Genomic DNA, 22374 nt, shown 5'->3' with positions numbered 1-22374 from the left:
CAACCATTCGCCGGAAAGGACTGTTTCTCGCCGATACGAGCTCGTAAACATGGCTCCCTCCGAGTTCACGTCGGACAAGCGGAAGCTCTCGGCGCTGAAGTTGCAGGCTGCCGCGGCGATAGCGGCGTTTCTGACAAAGATTCGCCATATCAGAATCGAGTTCACCTTCCGTCATCCACTCTTTGGATGATATGGAAAAAGTGCTCGGGAGACGAGAAGGTCGGTTAAGGAGGCGAACTGACATTCGCCGAAGATCGGAGGATGCATGTCGAAGACCGATGCAGTCAACGCATGCGGTGAAGTCGCCAAATGATAGGCGGTTGTTTCAGGCCGGGGATGGGCGGTTGGCTTGGCATTGCGCTCCTGGCCCTCTTGCCTTCCGGTCCGGCCTTCGCTTTTGAAAGCCCGGATGAAGTTAGCGCAGCGAATCCCCTGAAATGCGGAGCACCTGACGATTATTCCGGGTCGAGCGAATGGGTCAGCAACTTCAGCATCAGCGACAAGCGTCAACCCGTCGGTCCGGTCTTTCAGCAAACACGAAGCAACGTTCTTGATCGTAGGGTTGCGCTTCTACAGAGCGTACTCACGGACAAATCTGTTTACGCCTCAGCGATTGATGGAGTGTTTGGTTCGCAGACAGCAAGCGCTGTGAAGTCCTTCCAGAGCACATATGGAATGCCCGTTGACGGCACAGTGGGGATGCAGACCGGTAGTGCACTCGGGCTGCCGTTTTGGCAAGCGAACAAGGCGCGCAGTCTAGCCCCGCCATTTCGCGACGATGCGAAATATCCTGAAGCTACTGAATTCAACTTCAGAAGTCTGGTCGGGATCGGCAATTTCTTTAGCAGCCTGCCGGACGCTGACTATAGTTCCTCAAATGCGCTTACTCGGAGGGCCCTTCGAACAAACAATCCCGGCGCCATAAACATCTCGAAATGGCAGCGAGACAGCATGAGAGGATATGTGGGTTGCACTCTGCCAGACCGGTACGGCAACCAAACTGCCATTTATGAAACCCCAGAGTATGGGGTAGCTGCTTGGGGTTTTCTCCTCCGCAAGATCTATTTCCACGGAAACAAGTCTAAGGTCACCGTCGGCGACATTGTGGATAAGTATAGAGGCGACAATTCCCGCGATCCTTACATTGATGGATATAAGAAATATTCGGATGGCAAATTGGTCGAAGATTATGAAGTCGACCTGTATAGCAATCGCGAACTCGCGATGCTGGCCATTGCCGCCTACTCGCACGAACTCGGCTCCTGGTATCCTCTCACGGACAAACAGCTTCTGGCAGGCTTTTCAATTACCGATGATTATATTGACTCGGGCGTCAATGACGAAGTCATCGTGTCTTCTGAAGAGATGAATCCGGATCTCTATGTAAAACGTCCTGATAGCGAAGGCCCGGCACGCTCGACCGGCTTAACCGCGGCTCAGTTGAGAACAGCCGATGCAAAGGTCCAGGCCGGCCTACAGGAGCTCCTCGATGCAGAGGATGGACCTCCCGGGGCGATCGCCACGCTCTACCGCGACGGTCGCATGACCGTACTCACAGCGGGGCGCGCCGATGTCATATCGGGTGAGGCGCTGGGGGTCGACCAATACATGCGCATCGCCAGCATCTCAAAAGCATTCAACGGCGCCATTGCCCTGCACCTCGTCCAGAAGGGCCGGCTCGGCCTCGACGACACCATCGGCCAGCACCTGCCTGATCTGCCGGCGGCATGGTCGGCCGTCACGGTCCGCCAGATGCTGAATCACACCAGCGGCCTGCCCGACTACTTGCAGTCCAAGGGCTTGGCCGAGCAGGTCGCGACAAATCCTCAAGGTTACGTGCAGCCCATTGAGATCATCGGCTGGGTCCGCAACGACCCGCTCGAGTTTACGCCCGGCACCCAGTATACCTACTCCAACACGGACAACGTCGTCGTCGGGCTGATCGCCGAGGCGGTCACAGGAATGCCCTACGGGACGCTGCTGAAGAACATCGCGTTTGGTCCTGCCGCCCTCGCCCGGACGAGTTTCCCCACGCGCGACATCGCGCTGCCTGGGCCCGCCATCCACGGCTATGTCGTCGCGCCCGGATCCGAGCCGAAAGATGTCACGACCTTCGTCAGCCCGAGCGGTGCGTGGGCGTCGGGCGCGATCGTGTCGACGCCTGATGATTTGTCGATGTTCATACGGGCAGATCTCGGACTGAAGTTCTTCGGCGCTGCCGAGCAGATTGAACAGATGAAGTTCGTGGCCGGCAATTCCAGTCCGCCCGGACCCGGGACGAACGAGGCCGGTCTCGGACTGTTCCGCTACACCACGCCGTGCGGTGTCGTTTATGGCCACACCGGCAGTTTCCCGGGCTACACGCAGTGGGCGGCGTCAACCGCCGACGGGACGCGCTCGGTCACCACCACGCTGAACATCGCTGAGCCGGCTGGCGCGTTGCTCGACCGCTTGCGGGAGGTTCAGGCTCAGGCGGTCTGCGCTTTGTTGGGGCACTGACGGGTGTGCATCGCGGGATGACGGACCCCAACATATTTGCTAATTTGCTAAACCAAGTTTCGAATAACCGTTGATTATCCCTGCCACGACATGTCAGCGAGTTTGATTGATGCCTCTTCGCAAGGCGCTGTCCCACTGGTTCGACGCAGTACGTCGCGTGTCCATCAGTCTTGCAACCAGTGCCTTCATGGTCGGACCGAGCCTTAGCCAGACGATCCCCGAGCGGATCGATTCGGTGGTTTCGGATCAGAACGAGATCATCCGACGCTATTCCGCTCCGAGGAAGCCCGGCACGATTGACCTGTCAGTTCCGGATGCACGCAAGGCAACGAGCTCGGAACAAGCCGAAAAAACAATGTTTACCTTGAGGTCGATAACCGTTCGAGGCGCGGTGACGGTGCCCAGCGCTACGCTGGAGCAAGCGTGGGCCGCGCAGCGGAACAAAAAGATAAGCGCCGCCGACCTTTACGCCATCGCCGAGCGGATCGACGAGATCTACCAGAAGGCCGGATATTTCTCGTGGGCCGTCGTTCCCGAGCAGGACTTTTCATCCGGCAACGTCGTCATCGTTCTCTACGAATCCTATGTGCGCCGGGTCACCATCAACAGCGCCATCCCTGATATTGACCGGCGTTTGAAACCTTACATCGATCGCATCGTCGCCATGCGGCCAATCCGGATCAAGGAGGCCGAGCGCGTGCTGTTGCTGATGAGCGATCTTGGCGGCCTGACCATCGAAGGCACTTTCATTCGGCCCGAAACGCCCTCCGCCGGCGGTGATCTGAAACTCGACATTGGCTTCAAGCGGGCCGGCGCAAACACAATAGTCGACAATCTCGGCAGCAAAGCCGTCGGCCCATTTCAGCTGACCGGCACCGGCACCTTCAACGATGCGCTTAGGCTGTTCGATGTGGCGAACATCGCCCTGGTGACCATTCCGGACAGTCCCGAGGAGTTGAAGTTCGTGCTGGCTTCGCACGATGTCCCGATCGGGTATGACGGACTGCATGTAGGATACAGCATCGGTTATGTCTCTTCCCAGCCGGGCGCCGACCTCAAGCCTCTCGATCTCGACATAGCCTCTAGGTTCGGCAGCGCGTATGTCAACTACCCACTGCTGCGGACAATTGACCACAGCCTGTTTAGCCGCCTTGAATTGAACTTCAAGGACAACTCGCTGGCGTTGGGCGGCGAAACGCAGACGGATGAGGACCTCCGATGGCTGGCGGCCTCCCTTAAGTATACCGGTGAGTTGGAAAACGGCGCCATCACGCTGACAGGTACTTTCGGCCAAGGCCTCGACGGCTTTGGCGCGAGCAGCAGCACCGATCCGCTTGCACCGCGTCCAGGCGTTCCTGATGACTACAGGTATTTTCGGGGCGACCTCGACCTTACCAAGGAGATCGCTTCGCTGGCCGTCGCCCACCTCAGAGTGGCTGCGCAATATGCGCCGACGGCGGTGCCATCGTCGGTCCAGTTGGTGCTCGGCGGCGATCCCTATGGCCTGGCTTTCGATGGCTCGGCCGCTTCAGGCGATAGCGGGATAGCGGCCTCGCTGGAATTGGGACGCAACATCGAACTCCCGGAGGCTTTGCCGATCCCAAATCTGAACGTGTTTGCTTATGTCGATTACGGTGCGGTCTGGAACCACGATACGGGCGTGGATTACATCGAGGCGGAACTCGGCTCGGCCGGAATAGGTGCAAAGGCTGCATTTGGGCAACACCTCAATGCAAGGGCGCTTGTTGCGGTACCGTTCAGAGATAACCGAGGTCTGACTGATACCGGCACGCGTTTCTTGTTCCAGCTAATCAGCTCGTATTAGGTGGCGTAGCTCCCGCCTGAACTGCCCTTATCTTGGCGCAAGTTGCGCGACGAGATCATTCGTTGCTGCGACCATCGCCTTGAACCCGCCGACACTGAACTGATTGATCGAGGCGAAGACACCGACACCGCGCGTTGGCGCCAACACCACATAACTGAACTGCCCCTGCAATCCGCCGGTCTTGTTGAGCATCATGGGCTTGTCCTTGTCGGCCAGAACTCCGACCCAGCCAAGCGTCATCATTCCCATCGGCCCCGCATCGTCGATGCCGATTACCGGCGAGAGACCGTCGCGCCAGAGCCAGCCCGCATGGTCGACGGTACGCTCCGCATCGCCGGCCGCATCCTTGCGAAGGTGCCAGGCCATGAACTTCATCATGTCGGCGGCGGAGGTGTAGAGCCCGCCCGCGCATCCGATCGTTTCCGGCGAAGGAACGAGGGGCAACGGTGTGCCGTCGAAGAAATGGCCCTGCATGGTCCGCGCCGCATCGCCTTCCGCCAGGTTGAGCTTGGTGTCGGTCAGTTGGCGGGGCGTGAGCACCCGCTCGGCCAGCAGATCGCCATAGGACTTGCCACCGGCATTGGCCAGCGCGAGGCCGAGCAGATCGTAACCCCAGTTCGAGTAAAAGGCACCCGTGCCGGGAGGGAAAAGATAGGGTTCTGGCTTCGCAAGCTCAGCGCGGCTGAGGTCGAAGGTATTGCCGGCGAACGGGTCGTCCGGCGTGCCGCCTGTCTGGTTCGGTACCTCGCGCGGCAGGCCGGATGCCTGCGTCACCAGATCCATGAGCCTCGGCGTTCGTCCTTCGAGCCCAGGCACGGTCCAGTCCTTCCCGAGGTGTTTGGCAAGGGGATCGGTCGCGCCGATGACGCCATCCACAATCATCGAGCCCATCAGATCGCCGCAGAAGGTCTTGGAGATCGAGGCTATCCGCATCAGCGTATGTTCGTCGGGCACCTGCCCCGAGCCCTTGCGGATTTCGCCGAAGCCAGCGAAGGCCGTCTCGCCGTTGCGAACCGCGGCGATCACGAGGCCAGGAGCGCCCGAGCCCAGGAAGGCGATGCCGCCGGCAAATCCCACGGCTTCCTCAAGCAGACGATCTTTGGCGGCGGCGACGTGAGGAGCCGCAAGGACGCAGGCTGCCGTGAAGCAGAGGATGAGCAAGCGCCTGTGGCCTGAACCGGTCATTGGAATGTCCTCGACGAGAAATCTGATTGTGAGACGAGAGCGCAGTCAGCGGGGCGCGAGCTGATACATCAGTTCGTTTACTGCGTGCACCATTGCTTCAAAGCCCCCGGCGTTGAACTGGTTGATCGCCGCGAAGACGCCGACGCCGCGCGTCGGCGCGATGGCAACATATGTAAACATGCCTTGTCGCCCTCCGGATTTGTGAAGCACCAGCGGACGGTTGCCGTCAGCCTCTACCACAACCCAACCGAGTGCCATCGCATCCATCGGCGCGCCACCGTCGTCGAGGCCCAGCGCCGGAGAGAGCCCATCCCTCCTGACTAGGCTGGCGTGGTCGATAATGCGGCGTGCATCGTCCTCGGAGCCGCCTTGAGCCAAGTGCCAGGCGATCCACTTCAGCATATCGTTGGGCGTCGTATAAAGCCCCGAGGCGCATTCCATCGTCATCGGTGTCGGCACGAAGGGAAGCGGCGTGCCGTCGAAATTGTGGCCCTGCATCAGCCGGCCCTCGTCACCAGGTCGCGGATTGAAGACCGTGTCCACCATGCCGCGTGGCCGCAACACGCGCTCCTCCAAGACGGTAGCGTACGGCTTGCCAGCCGCTCCGCTGATCGCCAGTCCCAGGAGGTCGAAGCCCAGGTTCGAATAGAGCGCGCCAGTTCCGGGAGGAAACAGAAACGGCTCCCCGTGCATGGCTGCGATCATCGCTTCCTTTGTGTGGCCGGCGTAGGGATCGTTGGGTGTTCCACCTGCCTGGGCCATCTCGCGCGGCAGGCCGGATGTCTGTGTCGCGAGGTCGATGATCCTTAGGGTCCGCCCATCCTTCTCCGGCACCACGAAACCGTCAGGCAGGTGCGTCTGAACAGGGTCAGTCAGGCCGATCTCTCCTTTTACCAACAAACTGGCGAGAGCGTCTCCGCAAAATGCCTTCGAAATGGATGCCACTCGCATCATTGTGTCGGCATTCGGCTCTATGCCGGATCCGCGGACCGTTTCGCCGAAACCGGCAAACGCCGTCTCGCCGTTGCGAACGCCGGCGATCACCAGGCCCGGCGCGCCTGAACTCACAAAAGCGAATGTACCGGTGAATTCGACCGCTTCGTCCAGCAGCCGATCGGCGTTTGCAGGACTTGCGCAGGTAAGGACGGCAGCGGCAAGGAAAAGACGTAAGGGTATTGTGCGGGTGGCGGTCATCGGCTTCGAGCTCACCATTTCGGAAATCAGGGCGGACTGCCCACTGCCTTTTACAAGGCGATCACTGTGGCCAGTCAACAACAGAGAGGTCAAGCGGCAGCACGTCTTCCAGTTTCTGGGGCGGGACGCGCGGCGTAAGCGTCATCGGCGATCCGGTCGCTTCCGCCATGTCAAAATCCTCGGTGGCCTCGCCGACGGCGGTGATGGTAAAGCTGTCGAACACGTAGGGGAGGCCGTCCGAGGCCAACGGAGAAGCGCTGTCCATGACATGCAGGTGCAAATGCGGCGCTTGACTGTTCCCGGTATTGCCGACTTCGCCAATCTGATCGCCGCGCTGCACCTTGTCTCCGAGCTTCACCTTAATGCTCCCCGGCCGCATGTGGGCGTAGTTGACGAACAAGCCCGAGCCGATGTCGAGCACGACGAAGTTTCCGTCGGCCTCGTCAATCGGCAAGTTGGCGGGCAGCGCACCGGGCACTTGGTCCTGCAAGTCGTCGCGCGTCCCGACCACGGTGCCGTCGGCAACGGCAAGGATAGGCTTGCCATAGATGTGGTAGTTCGCAGGAACCTTAAGGTCGCCCACGACCAGCGTGTTGTTGTCGTCGATTTGCTCCCAGTCGATAGCGAAACGTTGGGCAAGGTAGAACTTGCCGTCGAGCGACAGCAGGGCGCGGACATGGCGGATGGAATCGCAGCAGCCGTCAGCCGCGACATAACCCTTGCCGCGCAAAGGCGGCCCAAGAGCCACCGGTGCCTTCGCAACGACGGCACCCTCGCCAATCGTCACCGTCATGTCGGCGCCGATGACCGCGAAAAACGCCGTGATCTCGTGGGTAATGCGAGCCGGAACCGCCGCGCCGTCCGCAAGCACGACATGCAGAAAGATGACGGCGAACTGATAGGCGGCCAACTCGCGGTTTTCGTTGCCGCGGCTTGCGCCCGGCGTGACGCGCGTGCGCAATTCATCCGGGCCGAGTTCTGCAAGCGGTGCTCCGCTGTCGGCATCGACGACCTTGAGCTTCTCGAAACGGACATCGCCGCCAGTGATATTCGTCACTGCCAGTTCGTAGACGATGTGACGCCTGCCGTCCGAGCCTGGAATCACATGGGGGGGAGCGATGATCTCCGCAACGAGTGGCGTGAGCTTCGGATTGTCGCTGGCAGCGTGCACCCCGGATGGAAATGTTGCCAACAACAGCACAAAGGTCGAAAGGAGCCAAATTGGAACCCGCATTCGAACGCGCCTCCTCTGCACACGCTGACTTTGCGACGCGAGGGTACGACAATGAAGGCCGGGAGCCAAGGTGGCGTGCGGCACATGGAAGATTCGCCGAACCTGGCGCAACCGCGGCCTCAAGTGTTATCGTTTGCATGTCTGGTTTACGGGAACTTTGCGGGCCTCTGATGACAGTTCAAATCAGCCGGCCACCACAGCCAGGGGACAGGATGTGATTCTGTCGTCCCTGCTTGCGAGTACATTCAACAGACGAACTCGGTAGCAGCGGTGAATTGGCGGTAGCCCTCTACCGACTCGAACCCCCATAAATGCTTGGACCAAGGTTGCACCACAGCGGATCCAAAACACCCCGACCTCCTCCAGAGGGCCCGCATCTCGACGGGAGCCGCAAGACAGAAAGTTCGAAAAGCTTCTAGGAAACCCAAGCAGACTGAACGGCGCTGCGGACAATGAGGTTTACGAATACACCGGCGAACATTCGCATTGGGGCGGTCAATATCGTCGGCAGAAGAGCGTCCGAAAGGGCTACCGGCGGCTCCCTCGTAGGAACGAAAAAAGAAGAGAAGCAGAACTTTCTTGTGCGTTTTTTGCACACAATGTTCCGTAACCTGATTATATTCAGGTATGCAAGACGCCAATGTCATCCTCGACCAGATGTAGGTTGACGCTGCTCAGCTCCGAGGTCGCGCGTGCGCCCTGGTCCTTGAGCAAATGCGCGAGGTGAGCGACGATGCGGTCGCGGCGTCTCACGACGTCCAGCTGTTCGCGGCGATCCTCCACCTGCATAAACGCCTCGGCCGATCGCAGCAAGAGCGGCCACCGCACGCGCTCGGGGTAGAGGTGCCGCATGCATAACGCGCAGGCCAGGGACACTGGTCGGCGGGGTGTTAACGGACTGCAGACCAGCAGGCGTGCGATGGCAACCGAACAGCTTTCCAGCCAGAGGCGTCTGACCCTCTCGCTAAGCCGTAAGCAACTTTGTTTGGCAGATAAGGGGCCTGAAGCGGACTGACAGCTTCTAAGCACGCATTTTCACAAGCGGACTTTCTTTCCGCAACGGAATCGCTTTGACATGCGCAATCCCGGCCATCAGGCCGGGAACAGGAACGCCGAAGCGGGATCGAAAAAGATGCGCTGACCTGATGTGGCGGTGCCATCGCCCACCTCTGCGTCAGAGGTTGGCCTGACGTCGATCTCATCTCCGCCGGCCGTGCGTGCCACGACCCGCCGTCGGTCGCCGAAGAAGGCGGTATCGACGATCTCGACGGCGAGTGCCACGCTTGTCGGCGTAGGCGTCAAGCGGAAGGCTTCCGGGCGCACCATCAGCCGGACGTTCTGGCCTTGGCCGAACGACGTTGTCGCCTTGACGCCGGTCACGATCGAGCCGCCGGCCAGGCGGATCGTCGATGCGCCATCTGCGGTTTGCAAATGCTCAGCCGGCAGGAAATTCGAGTTGCCGATGAAGCCGGCGACGAACTCGCTCGCCGGCCGGAGGTAAAGATCCTCGCCAGTACCGATCTGTTCGATGCGGCCTTCCCTGAACAGAGCGATGCGATCCGAAAGATGCAGCGCCTCCTCCTGGTCGTGCGTGACATAGAGGATGGTGACGCCGGTCTCGCGGTGGATGCGGCGGATCTCGGCCTGGATCTCCTGGCGCAGCTTCTTGTCGAGCGCCGACAGCGGCTCGTCCATCAGCAGGATCGGCGGGTCGTAGGCGAGCGCGCGGGCAAGCGCCACGCGCTGCTGCTGGCCGCCCGACAGCGCGCCCGGATGGCGGTCGGCGAAGTTTTCGAGGCGCACCAGCGCCAGCATGTCGGCGACCTTGCGCTTGATCTCGCCATCCGGTCGGCGGCGCACGCGCAGCGGAAAGGCGACATTCTCGGCGACACTCAGATGCGGAAATAGCGTGTAGCGCTGGAAGACCATGCCGATGTTGCGCTTGTGCGACGGCACCGAAAGCAGCGACCTGTCCTCCAGGAGCACATCGCCCGAGCTCGGATCCTGGAAACCGGCGATGGCGTAGAGTGTCGTCGACTTACCGGAACCCGACGGGCCAAGGAACGTCAGGAACTCCCCCTTGGGCACATCGATGGTGACGTCATGGACGGCGACGAAGGCGCCGAACGTCTTTCTCACCGCGCGTATGGACAGGAATGGCCGGGTCATCTTGACATTTTCCTGCGAAGGAGTGCGGTCACGATCATCAGGCACAAGGTCAGGCCGACAAGCAGGCTGGAGGCGGCGGCGACGACCGGGCTGAGGTCGGCGCGCAGGCTGCCCCAGATCTTGACCGGCAAGGTCTGCAAGGTCGGGCTTGCCATGAAGATCGCCACCACGACCTCGTCCCATGAGGCCAGGAAAGAGAAGATCGCCGCGGAGAAGATGCCGATCCTGATCGACGGCAAGGTGATCCTCAACCGTGCCTGCAGCGGGCTGGCGCCGCAGACTATGGCCGCGTCCTCGATGGATTTGTCGAAACCCTCTAGCGCCGCAGTGATCGGGATAATGGCGAAAGGCAGCGCCAGGATGGTGTGGGCGATGACGAAGCCGACCGTGGTGCCGGCAAGGCCGATGCGCAGGAAGAAGGCGTAGATGGCGATGGCGAACACGACGACCGGCAGCACCATCGGCATCAACAGCAAGCCGCGCAGGACCTGGCGTCCGCGAAACTCACCCCTGACCAGGCTGAAGGAGGCGAACAGGCCGATGACGACGGCGAGGATGGCGGCCATGGCGGCAATCCGGGCACTGGTCAGCGCGGCATCGATCCAGGTCGGATCAGCCAGCAACTGCTGGTACCATTTCAGCGTCCAGCCGGGCGGCGGGAAGGCGAGCCAGCGCGACGAGCCGAACGACAGGAGCACGATGAAGACCACCGGCAGCAACAGGAAAGCCGCGACTGCCGCCGTGAAGCCGACAAGTGCCACGCGCAGCCATCCGAGCCGGTCATAGTCGAGCAGCATGTCAGAGCCCTCCGCCGGCGCGCCTGGCGCCGACCAGGTGAAGCTGGATCGCGTAGAGCGCCATGGTGACGACAAGCAGGACGAAGGCGGCCGCACTTCCAAGCCCCCAGTTGAGCAGCGACTGCACCGTCTGGGCGATCATCTCGGCCAGCATCATGTTCGATGTGCCGCCAAGCAGGGCAGGCGTGACGAAGTAGCCAAGCGACATGACGAAGACCATCAGCCCTCCGGCGGCGATGCCGGGAAGCGACAGCGGCAAAAGGATGCGGCGGAAGGCCTCGAACGGGCTTGCGCCGCAAAGGGCGGCCGCGCGCAGCGTCATAGGGTCGATGGCGCGTAAAGTGCCGACCAGCGGCAGGATCATGAAGGGCAGCATGATGTACACCATGCCGATGGTGACCCCGGCGAGGTTGTTGATGAGCGGCAGCGGCTCATGGATGATGCCCAAACCCATCAGCGCCCTGTTGATGACGCCGGTGCGTTGCAGCAGCACCATCCACGCATAGGTGCGGGTGAGAAGGTTCGTCCACATCGACAGAATGATGATGCCGAAGACGATCGAGCCCGGGGCCGGCGGCATGATCGCCAGCATCCAGGCAACAGGGAAAGCCACCAGGATGGTGACGGCTGTGACGACCGTTGCGACCAGGAAGGTGTTGAGGAACACCCGCACATAGGTGTCGCTGCCGAACAGCGCCGCGTAGTTCTGCAAGCCGGGTTCGGGATCGGTGACGCTGCGCAGCAGCAGGGCAACCACCGGCACGATGAAGAACAGGCCAACCAGAAGCAGGGCCGGCAAGGCGCTGCCGCTGCCGGCTGGCAGGCCGGCAACCGAGCTGCGTCTGAAAGAACTTCCCTGCATCGAGCGGTCCTGTCTCAAAACGGGGCGCGCAAGCCGCGCCCCGTCGGTCTGCAACGGTGTTACTTGGTCTGCCAGGCATACCAGCGCGTGGCGATCTCGTCGCGATGCTCGGCCCAGTAGTTCATGTCGAGGTTGATCTGGCCGTCGACATGGGCATCAGGCAGGGCCTTGACGGCATCGGCGGGCATCTCCGCCTTGGCCTTGGTGTTGATGGGCGCATAGCCGCTTGCCTCGGCGAATTTCGCCTGGCCGGTCGGGCTGGTGGCGGCGGCGAGGAACTTCATCGCGCTGTCCTTGTTCTTGGCGCCCTTCGGCACGACGAGCACGTCGGCGGCGGTGAGGTTCTGCTTCCAGGCGACGCCGACGTCGGTGCCATCCTGCTGGAGGGCGAAGACACGCCCGTTCCACAACTGACCGAAGGCAGCCTCGCCGGAGGCAATCAGCTGCTGTGATTCAGCGCCGCCGCCCCACCAGACGATATCGGATTTGATGGTGTCGAGTTTCTTGAAGGCACGGTCGAGATCAAGCGGATAAAGCTTGTCCGCCGGCACGCCGTCGGCCAGCAAAGCGATCTCGATGACGCCCGGCGCCGACCATTTGTAGAAGGTCCGCTTTCCGGGAAACTTCTTGGTGTCGAACATGTCGGCCCAGCCGATCGGTTCGCCCGAGACGGCGCCCTTGTTCCAGGCGAGCACGAAGGAGTAGTAGAAGCTGCCGACGGCATGCTCATTGCTGAAACGCGGGTCAAGATCGGCCTTGGGCACGACCGCATAGTCGATCGGCTCCAGCAGCCCGTCCTTGGCGGCCTTTATGGCGAAATCCATTTCCACGTCGACGACATCCCAGGTGACATTGCCGGCGTCGACCATGGCCTTGAGCTTGCCATAGTCGGTCGGTCCGTCCTGCAGCACCTTGATGCCGGAGCTGGCTTCGAAGGGGGCTGCCCAGGATTTGGTCTGCGCTTCCTGCGTGGTGCCGCCCCAGCTGGTGAACGCCATCTCATCGGCCTTGGCGGCGGTTGCCGTGAGTAGCCCGGCCAGCAGGCCGGTCAAAATCAGTTTCATGTCATTCTCCTCTGTTGGTCTGTTCTTGTTTTTCTCAGTGCACCTGCGTCCCGCGGTTCTCAGCGCATGACGAAGGGATCGGGGATCGGCTCGTCCGAGGTGTTGATCCAGACGGATTTCGATCGTGTGTAATCTCTGATGGTGTCGAGCCCACCCTCCCGGCCGAGCCCCGACAGGCCGTAGCCGCCGAAGGGAACGAGCGGCGATACGACGCGATAGGTGTTGACCCAGACGACGCCGGCACGGATGTCGCGCGCCATGCGGTGCGCCCTAGCGAGATTGCTGGTGAACACGCCTGAAGCGAGGCCGAAGGGCGTGTCGTTGGCGAGCGCCAGCGCCTGCGCTTCGGTGTCGAAGGCAAGCACGCTGAGCACTGGCCCGAACAGTTCCTCGCGCACGCAAGGCAGGTCGCTGGCGCCGGCATCGATGATGGTCGGCGCATAGTAGAAGCCGCTGCCGGCTGGCCTTGTGCCGCCGGTGACCAGCGTGCCGCCCCCGGCGACGCTTTCCGCGACAACTTTCTCGATCCAGTCGCGCTGACGCAGCGTGGCGAGCGGACCCATTTCGGTCGCCGGATCCTGCGGATCGCCGATGCGGATCGCCTCGGCCTTGCGCTTCAGGCGGGCTAGGAATTCATCCTTGACCGAACGCTCGACCAGCAGCCGCGAGCCGGCGACGCAGCTCTGGCCGGTCGCGGCAAAAATGCCGGCGACCACCGCATTGGCGGCGCTGTCGAGATCGGCGTCGGCAAAGACGACGACCGGGCTTTTGCCGCCGAGTTCCAGAGTGGTGTACGCAAGGTTCTCCGCCGTGCTCCTGACGATGGCGCGCGCCGTCGAGGGACCGCCGGTGAAGGCGACTCGCGAAACCAGCGGATGGCTGGTCAGGCGCCGGCCGCAATCATGGCCCAAACCGGTGAGGATGTTGACGACGCCTGGGGGAAAGCCAGCCTCATGAACCAGTTCGGCAAAAGCGAGCAGCGGCCCCGGGCCATCCTCGGAGGCCTTGAGCACGATGGTGCAGCCGGCGGCGAGCGCCGGACCGAGCTTGACGGCCGAGAGGAAGAGCTGCGAATTCCACGGAACCACCGCGGCAACGACACCGATCGGTTCGCGGCGGATGGTGACGTCGAGATCCGGCTTGTCGATCGGCACATGCGCGCCTTCGTGCTTGTCGGCAAGCCCGCCATAATAGCGGTAGTAGTCGCCGACATAGGCGATCTGGGCGCGGGTCTCGCGGATGATCTTGCCTGTATCGCGGGTCTCGAGCTCGGCAAGTCGCCCAGCATTGGCGGCGACGAGGTCGCCCAGCTTGACCAGCAGCTTTCCACGCGCCGTCGCGGTCATCCTACGCCATGGGCCGGAACGCAGGGCGCGGTGCGCCGCCTCGACGGCGCGGTCGACATCGGCTTCGCTCGCCGCCGGCATCCTGGCCCAGGCCGCCCCGGTCGACGGGTCGACGCTGTCGAAAGTAGCGGACGGTTCGTCGAAGCGGCCGTCGATGAAGTTCCTGAAGGGGGCGTCGGTCATGGGCTCGCGATCAAAGGAAGGCCGGCATCACCCGGTCGATGAACAGTTGCAGCGACTTTTTCTTGTGCTCGTGCGAAAGCCCGCTGTCGATCCAGATCGAATACTGGTCGTAGCCGAGTGCCTCATAGGTCTTCAGCCGGGCGATGACCTCATCGGCCTCGCCGATCACCAGGTTCTGCCTGATCTTGTCGGGCGCGTATTGCGGCATGGCCGCGATCTCGTCCGGCGTCAGCGGCTCCAATATGCCTTGATGCACTGGTTTCTTGTTCTGGAACCAGGCGCCGAACTGGCAATAGAAAGTCGACAGGTCCTGCGTCAGGCGATCGGCGTCAGCCGCGTCGTCGGCAACGAAGGTGTGCATCAAAAGCATGATTTCCGGTCGTTCGATCTCGGGATGCGCGGCGCAGGCGGCGTTGAAGCGCTGCATCAGGCTCGTCACCTCGTCATCGCCGGAAGCCAGCGGCGTTACCTGGACCTTGCATCCGTTGGCGACGGCGAAATCGTGCGAGTTCGGGTCGCGGGCCGCCACCCAGATCGGCGGGTAGGGTTTCTGCAGCGGCTTGGGCGAGGAGGTGGTGGCGGGGAATTGCCAGAACTCGCCGGAGAGTTCGAAGTCGCCGTCCCATAGGCCGCGGATCGCCGGTATGATCTCGCGCATGCGCTGGCCGGCGCCCCAGGCGTCAAGACCTGGGAAGATGCGCTGATATTCATAGCTGTAGGCGCCGCGCGCGATGCCGATGTCCAGCCGGCCACCGCTGATGACGTCAGCCATCGCCGCTTCGCCGGCAAGCTTGATCGGGTGCCAGAAGGGCGCAATCACGGTTCCGGTGCCGAGGCGGATACGGCTGGTCTTGGCGGCGAGATAGGCGATGTTGATGAAGGGATTGGGCGAGATGGTGAATTCCATGCCGTGATGCTCGCCGATCCAGGCGGTCTCGAAGCATGCCTGTTCGGCCATCAGGACCAGTTCTTCGAGCTCGGTCACAAGCTCGGAATGCGGCTTGGCCAGATCCGACCGTTCCATATGCACGAAGAGCGAGAATTTCATCCGTGGGCACCTGTATTGACGGTGGAAGCGCTGGGTCTGGCGAGCGGCCGGACCTCGCCTTCGACATCGTTGCCGACATAGACGCCGAATGCATCTACCGAGCATTCCCTGATATAGCGCGTGAGCATCGAGCGGATCGCCGGATCGGCGATCTTCAATCCTTCGATCGCGTCGATCTCGATGAGCCGAATGCCGCGATCGCTGGAAGCGGGCACGTCGAACGTGCCGCGATAGTAGACATGCGTGCGCGAAACAGGTCCGGCGTGGTCCCAGACGGCGAACAGGAAACCGAGCTGGGCCTCGATGGCCTTTGCCGCAAGCAGTCCACGCAGACTATTGCCATCGCCTGCCGAACCCAACCCTCGGCCGCGCGGCAGTTCAAAACCGTCCGTCGATTCCACGAACAGGATCCGGCCACCATTTTCGAGGATGGCGCCGACATCGGTGCCGGGCTGGGTGGCGGCCAGCGCGTCCTGGCTGAGGCCGGGTGCAACATAGGCGCCGCGGCAATAGCCGAGCGGCTGCGCGGAATTGTGCTCGAAATCGCGGACGCGGCCGATGAGGATCGAATGATCACCGGCCTCGACCAGCCGCTCCATGTCGCAGTCAAAGGACGCGACGGAGCCGTCCAAAACGGGACTGCCGGTCCTTCCCGGCCGCCATGCTACGGCGGCGAACTTGTCGGCGGCTTTCGAGGCGAAGATGCCGGACGCTGCCTTCTGGCCCTCGTTGAGGATGTTGATGGCGAAGCTTTTCGATGTCGCGAAGACAGGATGGCCTAAGGCCTTGTGGGCGATGCAGACCAGCACCAGGGGCGGATCGAGCGACACTGAGGTGAACGAGTTGGCGGTGAAGCCGCGCGGCTCGCCTTCTGGCCCGATGGTGGTGACGATGGTGACGCCGGTGAGGAAGGATCCCAGCGCACGGCGGAACTCGCCGCTGTCGAACCCGGTATTCGCCTCAGCAGTGCCGCTTCGCTCGATCGCTTCGTCCTCCGCGAGGAAGTCAACGATATGGCGCGTGGTGAGGTCCGGCGCCGCGACCGCCATCATGTGCTTCTCGCCCGGCAGCACCGTGCAGCGGCCATGCGGCGCCAGCCGTGCCATCGCGGCCGACATTGCCGGCGAAGAGTTCCTGTCCTCGGAGCCGGTCATGAACAGGGCCGGTACGGCCAGCGTCGGCAGGCGGTCGGCATGATCGCCGTCGGCACGAGCGAACAGGCGGTAGGTGCGGGCATAGCCTTCCGGGTCGACCGCGATCAGTGCGTATGCCGTGTTCCGCGCTGCCGCCTCCAGCTCGGTCGGCACCGGATCACCGAACCAGCGCGCAATGGTCTGTGCCGTGCCGGCCGTATCGCTGCGCCCGTTGAGCGCCACCGCGCGCTGGCGAACGGCTTCGGCCAGTTCAGGTGGCCGCCGGAACACGGCATTCAGGGAAACGATGCGGCGGACGCGCTCCGGTGCGCGCAGGGCCAACTCCTGGGCAACGAGCGCACCCATCGAATGGCCGACGACGGACACCCGGTCGAGGCCAAGATGGTCGAGCAGGCGAATGGCCTGGTCGGCGTAGTCGGCCAGTTCCGGGTGCTGCGGCGGCAGTGGCGACTGGCCGTGGCCGAGCATGTCGATCGCGATGACGTCGAAGCTGTCGGCCATGCGTTCGAACTGCGGCTGCCAGATCGCGGCGTTCATGCCGACGCCGTGGATGAACAGCACCGGCGTGCCAGCGCCGGCACGGATGAAGCAGGTGCCATCGAACGTTGTGCCCTGTCGCGCCCAGGTGGAAGCGTCAGCCATGCACGTCCCCAAGCTCCTTGAGGTCCTGATAGCGATCGCCGATACGATGATGCGGGCGACCGCCGATCGACGCACCAAGCGCCACCACCAGTTCGTCCGGCGCCGGCGCATCGCCGATCTGGAAATGCACGGTCAGGTAATGCGAGCGCCGTCCTTCGTCATTCTTGTCCATCAGTGGGATCATGATCGGCGTGTTCGGCCCGCCGCGCAGGTTGGTGAAGGCAAGATAGGTCCTGGCGCCGACGGCGCGGCGATAATGATTGCCAAAATGCAGCGTGTGGATCAGCGCCGAGGCATGCTCGATCTCGCCAGACGTGCCGCAAATGGCTGCCTTGCCATAACCCTCGATCGCGTCGCCGGAACCGGCGATGGCAATGATCTCGCGGGATAGGGTCTCTCCGAGCACAGGCGCACAGTCGCGGATCTCGGGCGATAGATCGTCGGTGAAGCCGCGTCCCGCCCAAGGGTTCGTCAGCACCGCGGCGACGGCGATCAGGCGCAGCGGCCGCGGTGCAGCCTTGCCGCCTTCGATCAGCGTGTTCTCGGTATAAGTCACGATCTTGCGGATGGCAGGCTGCATGGAATCCTCGGGTCGGCGATGCCAGGGACCGTCCGATCTCTGTATCATCTTATGGTATACCATGCTATGGAGCACCAAGTACCTTGTCAACCGGGCATGGAATCTGTTTTCGTGGCGGTGCAGGAGCCAAGACATGCCAGACGACACCCTTCGCATCGACCGCAGCGCCAAGACCTTGAGAACGCTGGCGCTGGAGCGCATGCGCGAAGCCATCATGGATTTCCACTTCCAGCCTGGCGAAAGGTTGGTCGAGCGGCCGCTTTGCGACCAGCTTGGCGTCAGCCGTTCCGTCGTGCGCGAGGTGCTGCGGCAACTGGAGGCCGAGGGGCTCGTGCAGATGATCCCTGGGCACGGGCCGGCCGTAGCCAGGCCGGATCTCGGTCGCACCGACGAGATCTATGAGTTGAGAGCACTGCTTGAAGGCATTGCGGCACGCGCCTGCGCCCTGTCGGCCACCGGCGAGCAACTGGCAACGCTCGAACGCGCGCTGGCGGACTTGTTCGGGGCATGGGCGTCGGCGACGCCGCCGGCAGTGATGCGGGCGACGACGAAATTCTATGAGGCGCTGTTCGAGGCCGCCGACAAGCGTGTCGCCTGGGAAATCGTCAGCGGGCTGAATGTCCGAATCAATCAGCTTCGTTCGATGACCATTCTTTCGGAGAACCGCCGCGAGCCTGCGATCAGCGAGATGAACGAGATCATGGACGCGATAAGGTCGCGCAAGCCCGATGAGGCGGAAGCGGCGGCACGGCGACATGTCGAATCGGCTTGGCAGATCGCTCGAGATAAACTTCGCCTGGTCTAGATCCCCGTGAGTTCAGCCTATCCAACCCGTCGAAGGGCCTTGAAGAAAGTGTCTGCTTCCGGGCAATTGAAAAATGCAACTTTACGACTGAGATGGGGCGCAAAGCTGGCGTCCGCCTTCGAGCCTGGAACTGGATGCCCACTCGATCGTTTAAATAGCATATATTCCATTGAAATTTCTCATGAGGAGGAGCGCATCGAGCGAGCGCTCGATCGCGTTGCGGAGATCATCGTCGCGCCTAGTGACCAAGGCGAGGAATGGCTTCCTTTATACGACCACCTAGAACGAGCGATGCAGGATCTTCAGGCGAAGGAAAAAAGTCTCGTCGCAGTACGTGGGCGCGCCAAACGAGCGCAGGGCCGAGCGAAAGCACGTTCCCGAACACCGCAAGAAACGAAATCCATATGGCCCAGTCTCTCTCGTCCGTCAGGCGCTTCTTTGGCGCGATGAGCGCTAGCAATGCTCAGTGGCGACGAGGTATTGTGCTCCACGATACACCACCTCTAAGGCTCCACGTTTGACGTTGGGGGCAGCACCACAGCCGGGTGGCGCCCTTCGCGCAGCATCAGCCCGAGAGTGTAATCAACCGCCAGCTTCACGGCACCCAGCGCGGTCCCGTCGTCCCCCAGGGAACTGACGGCGATCCGTGTCGGCCACGCAAGCTCTGCCGCGACGCGCTCGACGTTTTCCGTCATCAGCGGGTTTCTGCCGACACCGCCGCCAAGCACGATCAGGCCGGGGTCGAGTATGCCGATACAGCCAGCGGCCAGCCTGCCGATATCGGCGGCATGGCGCGCGACAGCCGCCACCGCCGGTGCTGAGCCCTCCAGAGCACGCGCGAACAGATCCTTGGCCGAGTCGGGCGGCGCGCCTTCCCCAGCGGGCCAGTCGACACGGCAGCGCTCTATTAGCGCCCGAGAGCCGAGATAATGTTCGAGCCCTTCACGATAGGGGGTCTCGCTGGCCGACCATGGAAACGGCATGCGGCCGATTTCGCCGGCCGCACCACCGGCGCCGCGAAACAAACGCCCCTCGGTGATGAGGCCGAGGCCAACCCGCACGCCGACCTGCAGAAAGGCGAAGGTCTGGTGGCCTTGCGCGGCACCAAAATGCATCTCGCCAATGGCCGCGCAGTTGACGTTGTTTTCCAGGACGATCGGCACCTCGATGCTGCGCCGCAGCAGGCCAAGCACGGCGGACGGCCCCCCGGGCCGGTCGAAACGATCATTGGAGACGATGCGCGGCACCGCCACCGCAATGGCGCGCAACGCGCGAAAACTCTTGGCCACCTTGGCCATTGTGGCACGCGCGACCGACAGCACGACGGCGCCGACCGCGTCGGCATCGCCGGCTATCGTTTCCGGGATCGGTTCTTCCGCCGACGCCAGCTTCTGCGCATCCATCGAATAGGCGACGGCGCGCACCTGGGCGGCGCCGACATCGATGCCGATCGCGTAGCCGGCACCTGGACCGATGCCGTAGATCGTCGCCGTGCGGCCAATGGCGCCGCGCTCAATCCCACGCGAGGCGACGAGGCCGAGCGCGCTCAGCTCCGACACCGCCGCCGACATGGTAGGCTTCGACAGGTCGAGCATGGCGCCGAGCTTTGGCCGCGTCACCGGCCCGTGCGAGGCAAGCAGGCGCAGCACCGCCCGGGCGCTGTCGGTCAGATTGGGGATTTCCGCAGCCGCCATCTCAGCCGTTCGACCTTTGCCTGAAATCCTGTCTCCGGTCGGCGAAAGCGCATTCGCTGCCCCGACTCGAAAGCCATATCCTGTCCTCAATGCCTCATTGCTGACCGGTTTGGCAATTTCCGCGATGTCCGGACAAGGACGTCAGACTTCGGTCGGCGACCACGGCTTCAGCTTGGTATCGGTCTGGCGGTAGCGGAACACGATGTCGGTGAGGCCGGCCGCGTCCTGCATGTCGCCGACAATGAGCTGGATGGCGATGATCTCCAGTATGGCATCAGCGATGGCGTTGCCGAGCGCGGGAATCGAGATCACCACCAGCCTGTCGGCTGGAGCGACATCGCTGCGCCGCGTCACCAGCACCGAGGGGCAGCCCAGCGCCGCAAGATCCTGCGCGATCTTCACCTCGCGACCGTCGCCGATGGCGATCAGTCCGGTCGCCGCATCCTGCGATTCCATCGGCCCGTGCAGATAGTTCAGCGTGTCCCATCCCGATGCCGGCACCCGCACCGCCTCGCGTATCAGCATCGCCGCCTCGCCGGCATTGGCGAAGCCGACACCGGCGGCGACGATGTCGATGGATGTTCTGCCCTGCAGCAGCCGGGCCGCCTGCCCGGCAGCGCTTTGCGCACCGGAAAGGACGGTGGCGGCTGCAGGTGACAAAGTCGTCCAGTCGAATCTGTTGCCGGCGAGCCTGTCGATCAGCATGCCGAGCGCCAGCAAGGTCCCGGTATAGCCGGTGGAGCTTGCGCCATTGTCGGCGCCAGAATCCGTGGCAAGCACAGCACCAGTCAGATCAGCCAGCGGATTGCCGCTGCCACGGCAGACCGCCAGGCGCGGCGCGCCCGACCCCTCGCGCATGACGTCGTAGATTTCGCGGCTCTGCCCGGAGGCCGACAGCGCGATGAACGCATCGGCGGCTGCATCCGTCCGGCCATAGAGATCGGTCGGCGTATAGGCAAAAGCCTTGATACCGGAGGCGCGCAGATAAAGCGCACCGGCCAGCGCCGCCTGATAGCTGGCGCCGATGCCGGCAAGCCCGATCGTCTTGCCGGCAAAAGCGCCGAGATCGAGGTCGTCAAGCGACGAGGCCACCGAACGCCGGCCGATTTCGAGACTTTCCGTCTGGCGCGCCACCGCCGGGCGATAGCCGATACGCTTCATCATTCAAACCGCTCCAATTCCCGAAGATTGGCCCTGACCGACCAGCAGTCGTCTCGCCAAGGCGACCGCACCCAGCACCGGCGGCTCGCGCAGCAGCAGCACCTGGCTCGACGGCGAGACCTTTGCCATGGCCTCGACGAATGCCGTCATCAACATCGGCTGCTCCGAGATGACCCCGCCGCCAGCCACGACAAGGGCGGGATTGGCGCCGCGTTCGATCAAGAGTTCGACCAATGCGGCCAACCCTGCCCCGCCTTCGCTGATAACACGGATAGCCAGAGCCGAGCCGGCGATCGCCGCATCGAATACGGCATTGGCATAGCGGCCCCAGACCGCGGCACCACGCGTTTCGTTGAGCAGGATGCCAAGCTTGGTCTGGTCGTCTGTACCCAGTTCGCGCATCAGCCCGGCAATCAGCGGGTCACCATCCTGGCCCCGGTCGAGGCTGTGCCGGATTGCTTTCGCCGCCTCGCGCACCAATGCCGGCGCGCTGCCCTCGTCGCCAAGGATCCAGCCCCAGCCACCGGCTGCCAGCATCTTGCCATCGGCCGTGCGTGCCACCGCGATCGAGCCTGTGCCGGAGACGACGCCGATGCCGTCGATATAGCCAGCGGCAGGAACCATCAGCTCGGCATCGTTGACCACCTGCACCGCACCACCGGTCCTGCTTGCCAGCAGCGCCTGGAAGCGAAGGCATTGTTCACCCGTGTCGCAGCCATGCGCGCCAACGGCCAGCACAGCGGGCGCGACCCCGCCGCACAATCCCGCGACGATCCCAGCCAGTGTCTCGGCATCAGTCTCCATCTGGCGAATGCGCCAGCTCTCCGTCACCAGCACCTCGTCGGCGATGCGCTCGCCCTGGCACGCCATGATGCGCGTCTTGGTGCCGCCTATATCCACGCCTGCAATGATTTTCTGGGTCACCATATCCA

18 protein-coding genes are annotated in these 22374 nt (G+C 62.8%); 3 read left to right on the top strand and 15 right to left on the bottom strand.

All coding sequences use genetic code 11. The features are described 5' to 3' along the window. The first annotated feature begins 336 nt into the window (after positions 1-336). On the top strand, positions 337-2499 hold the full coding sequence (locus MESCI_RS32520) for a serine hydrolase (RefSeq protein ID WP_013525225.1): 2163 nt from the start codon (positions 337-339) through the stop codon (positions 2497-2499). Positions 2500-2608: 109 nt separating this feature from the next. Further along, entirely contained in the window at positions 2609-4324 is a 1716-nt protein-coding gene (locus MESCI_RS31295) for a ShlB/FhaC/HecB family hemolysin secretion/activation protein (RefSeq protein WP_013525224.1), read from the top strand. Positions 4325-4351: 27 nt separating this feature from the next. On the opposite strand, the gene ampH (MESCI_RS31290) is transcribed toward MESCI_RS31295, so the two are convergent. The 12 genes from ampH (MESCI_RS31290) to MESCI_RS31235 form a co-directional block, all read right to left on the bottom strand. Then, positions 4352-5509: a D-alanyl-D-alanine-carboxypeptidase/endopeptidase AmpH gene (gene ampH, locus MESCI_RS31290; RefSeq protein ID WP_013525223.1), complete on the bottom strand. Its 1158-nt coding sequence runs from the start codon at positions 5507-5509 to the stop codon at positions 4352-4354. A gap of 45 nt (positions 5510-5554) precedes the next feature. Further along, on the bottom strand, positions 5555-6703 hold the full coding sequence (gene ampH, locus MESCI_RS31285; protein ID WP_013525222.1) for a D-alanyl-D-alanine-carboxypeptidase/endopeptidase AmpH: 1149 nt from the start codon (positions 6701-6703) through the stop codon (positions 5555-5557). 61 nt (positions 6704-6764) lie between these two features. Next, positions 6765-7937 carry a M23 family metallopeptidase gene (locus MESCI_RS31280; protein ID WP_013525221.1) on the bottom strand — a complete coding sequence of 391 codons (1173 nt, stop codon included), beginning with the start codon at positions 7935-7937 and terminating at the stop codon, positions 6765-6767. A 621-nt stretch (positions 7938-8558) separates the two neighbouring features. Then, positions 8559-8789: a hypothetical protein gene (locus MESCI_RS31275; protein ID WP_164920099.1), complete on the bottom strand. Its 231-nt coding sequence runs from the start codon at positions 8787-8789 to the stop codon at positions 8559-8561. A gap of 240 nt (positions 8790-9029) precedes the next feature. After that, positions 9030-10106 carry an ABC transporter ATP-binding protein gene (locus MESCI_RS31270; RefSeq protein ID WP_013525219.1) on the bottom strand — a complete coding sequence of 359 codons (1077 nt, stop codon included), beginning with the start codon at positions 10104-10106 and terminating at the stop codon, positions 9030-9032. Continuing rightward, on the bottom strand, positions 10103-10903 hold the full coding sequence (locus MESCI_RS31265; RefSeq protein ID WP_013525218.1) for an ABC transporter permease: 801 nt from the start codon (positions 10901-10903) through the stop codon (positions 10103-10105). The genes MESCI_RS31270 and MESCI_RS31265 overlap by 4 nt, the downstream gene beginning before the upstream one ends. 1 nt (position 10904) lies before the next feature. Beyond that, positions 10905-11765 (bottom strand): ABC transporter permease, encoded by an 861-nt coding sequence (locus tag MESCI_RS31260; RefSeq protein ID WP_013525217.1) that lies wholly within the window; start codon positions 11763-11765, stop codon positions 10905-10907. A 59-nt stretch (positions 11766-11824) separates the two neighbouring features. Further along, the gene (locus MESCI_RS31255) at positions 11825-12829 is read right to left on the bottom strand and encodes an ABC transporter substrate-binding protein (protein ID WP_013525216.1); all 1005 of its coding nucleotides are present in this window, start codon (positions 12827-12829) and stop codon (positions 11825-11827) included. A gap of 59 nt (positions 12830-12888) precedes the next feature. Continuing rightward, entirely contained in the window at positions 12889-14358 is a 1470-nt protein-coding gene (locus MESCI_RS31250; protein WP_013525215.1) for an aldehyde dehydrogenase, read from the bottom strand. A 10-nt stretch (positions 14359-14368) separates the two neighbouring features. Further along, positions 14369-15406 (bottom strand): LLM class flavin-dependent oxidoreductase, encoded by a 1038-nt coding sequence (locus tag MESCI_RS31245; RefSeq protein WP_013525214.1) that lies wholly within the window; start codon positions 15404-15406, stop codon positions 14369-14371. Then, the gene (locus tag MESCI_RS33135) at positions 15403-17202 is read right to left on the bottom strand and encodes an alpha/beta fold hydrolase (RefSeq protein ID WP_013525213.1); all 1800 of its coding nucleotides are present in this window, start codon (positions 17200-17202) and stop codon (positions 15403-15405) included. Before MESCI_RS33135 ends, MESCI_RS31245 begins: the two co-directional genes overlap by 4 nt. After that, entirely contained in the window at positions 17195-17782 is a 588-nt protein-coding gene (locus MESCI_RS31235; RefSeq protein WP_013525212.1) for an amino acid synthesis family protein, read from the bottom strand. Before MESCI_RS31235 ends, MESCI_RS33135 begins: the two co-directional genes overlap by 8 nt. A gap of 133 nt (positions 17783-17915) precedes the next feature. Between MESCI_RS31235 and MESCI_RS31230 the strand changes: the two genes are divergently transcribed. Further along, positions 17916-18587 (top strand): GntR family transcriptional regulator, encoded by a 672-nt coding sequence (locus MESCI_RS31230; RefSeq protein WP_013525211.1) that lies wholly within the window; start codon positions 17916-17918, stop codon positions 18585-18587. Positions 18588-19090: 503 nt separating this feature from the next. Here MESCI_RS31230 and MESCI_RS31225 read toward each other — a convergent pair. The 3 genes from MESCI_RS31225 to MESCI_RS31215 all read right to left on the bottom strand — a co-directional run bounded on the left by MESCI_RS31225 (position 19091) and on the right by MESCI_RS31215 (position 22369). After that, positions 19091-20281: an ROK family transcriptional regulator gene (locus MESCI_RS31225; RefSeq protein WP_013525210.1), complete on the bottom strand. Its 1191-nt coding sequence runs from the start codon at positions 20279-20281 to the stop codon at positions 19091-19093. A gap of 141 nt (positions 20282-20422) precedes the next feature. Then, positions 20423-21445: an SIS domain-containing protein gene (locus tag MESCI_RS31220; RefSeq protein ID WP_013525209.1), complete on the bottom strand. Its 1023-nt coding sequence runs from the start codon at positions 21443-21445 to the stop codon at positions 20423-20425. Further along, on the bottom strand, positions 21446-22369 hold the full coding sequence (locus MESCI_RS31215; protein WP_050596253.1) for a BadF/BadG/BcrA/BcrD ATPase family protein: 924 nt from the start codon (positions 22367-22369) through the stop codon (positions 21446-21448). It abuts the gene before it with no gap. Positions 22370-22374: the final 5 nt, after the last annotated feature.

It is taken from the genome of Mesorhizobium ciceri biovar biserrulae WSM1271 (assembly GCF_000185905.1).
GTDB classification, from domain to species: domain Bacteria; phylum Pseudomonadota; class Alphaproteobacteria; order Rhizobiales; family Rhizobiaceae; genus Mesorhizobium; species Mesorhizobium ciceri.
This window is presented reverse-complemented; position numbering and strand designations above follow the sequence as displayed.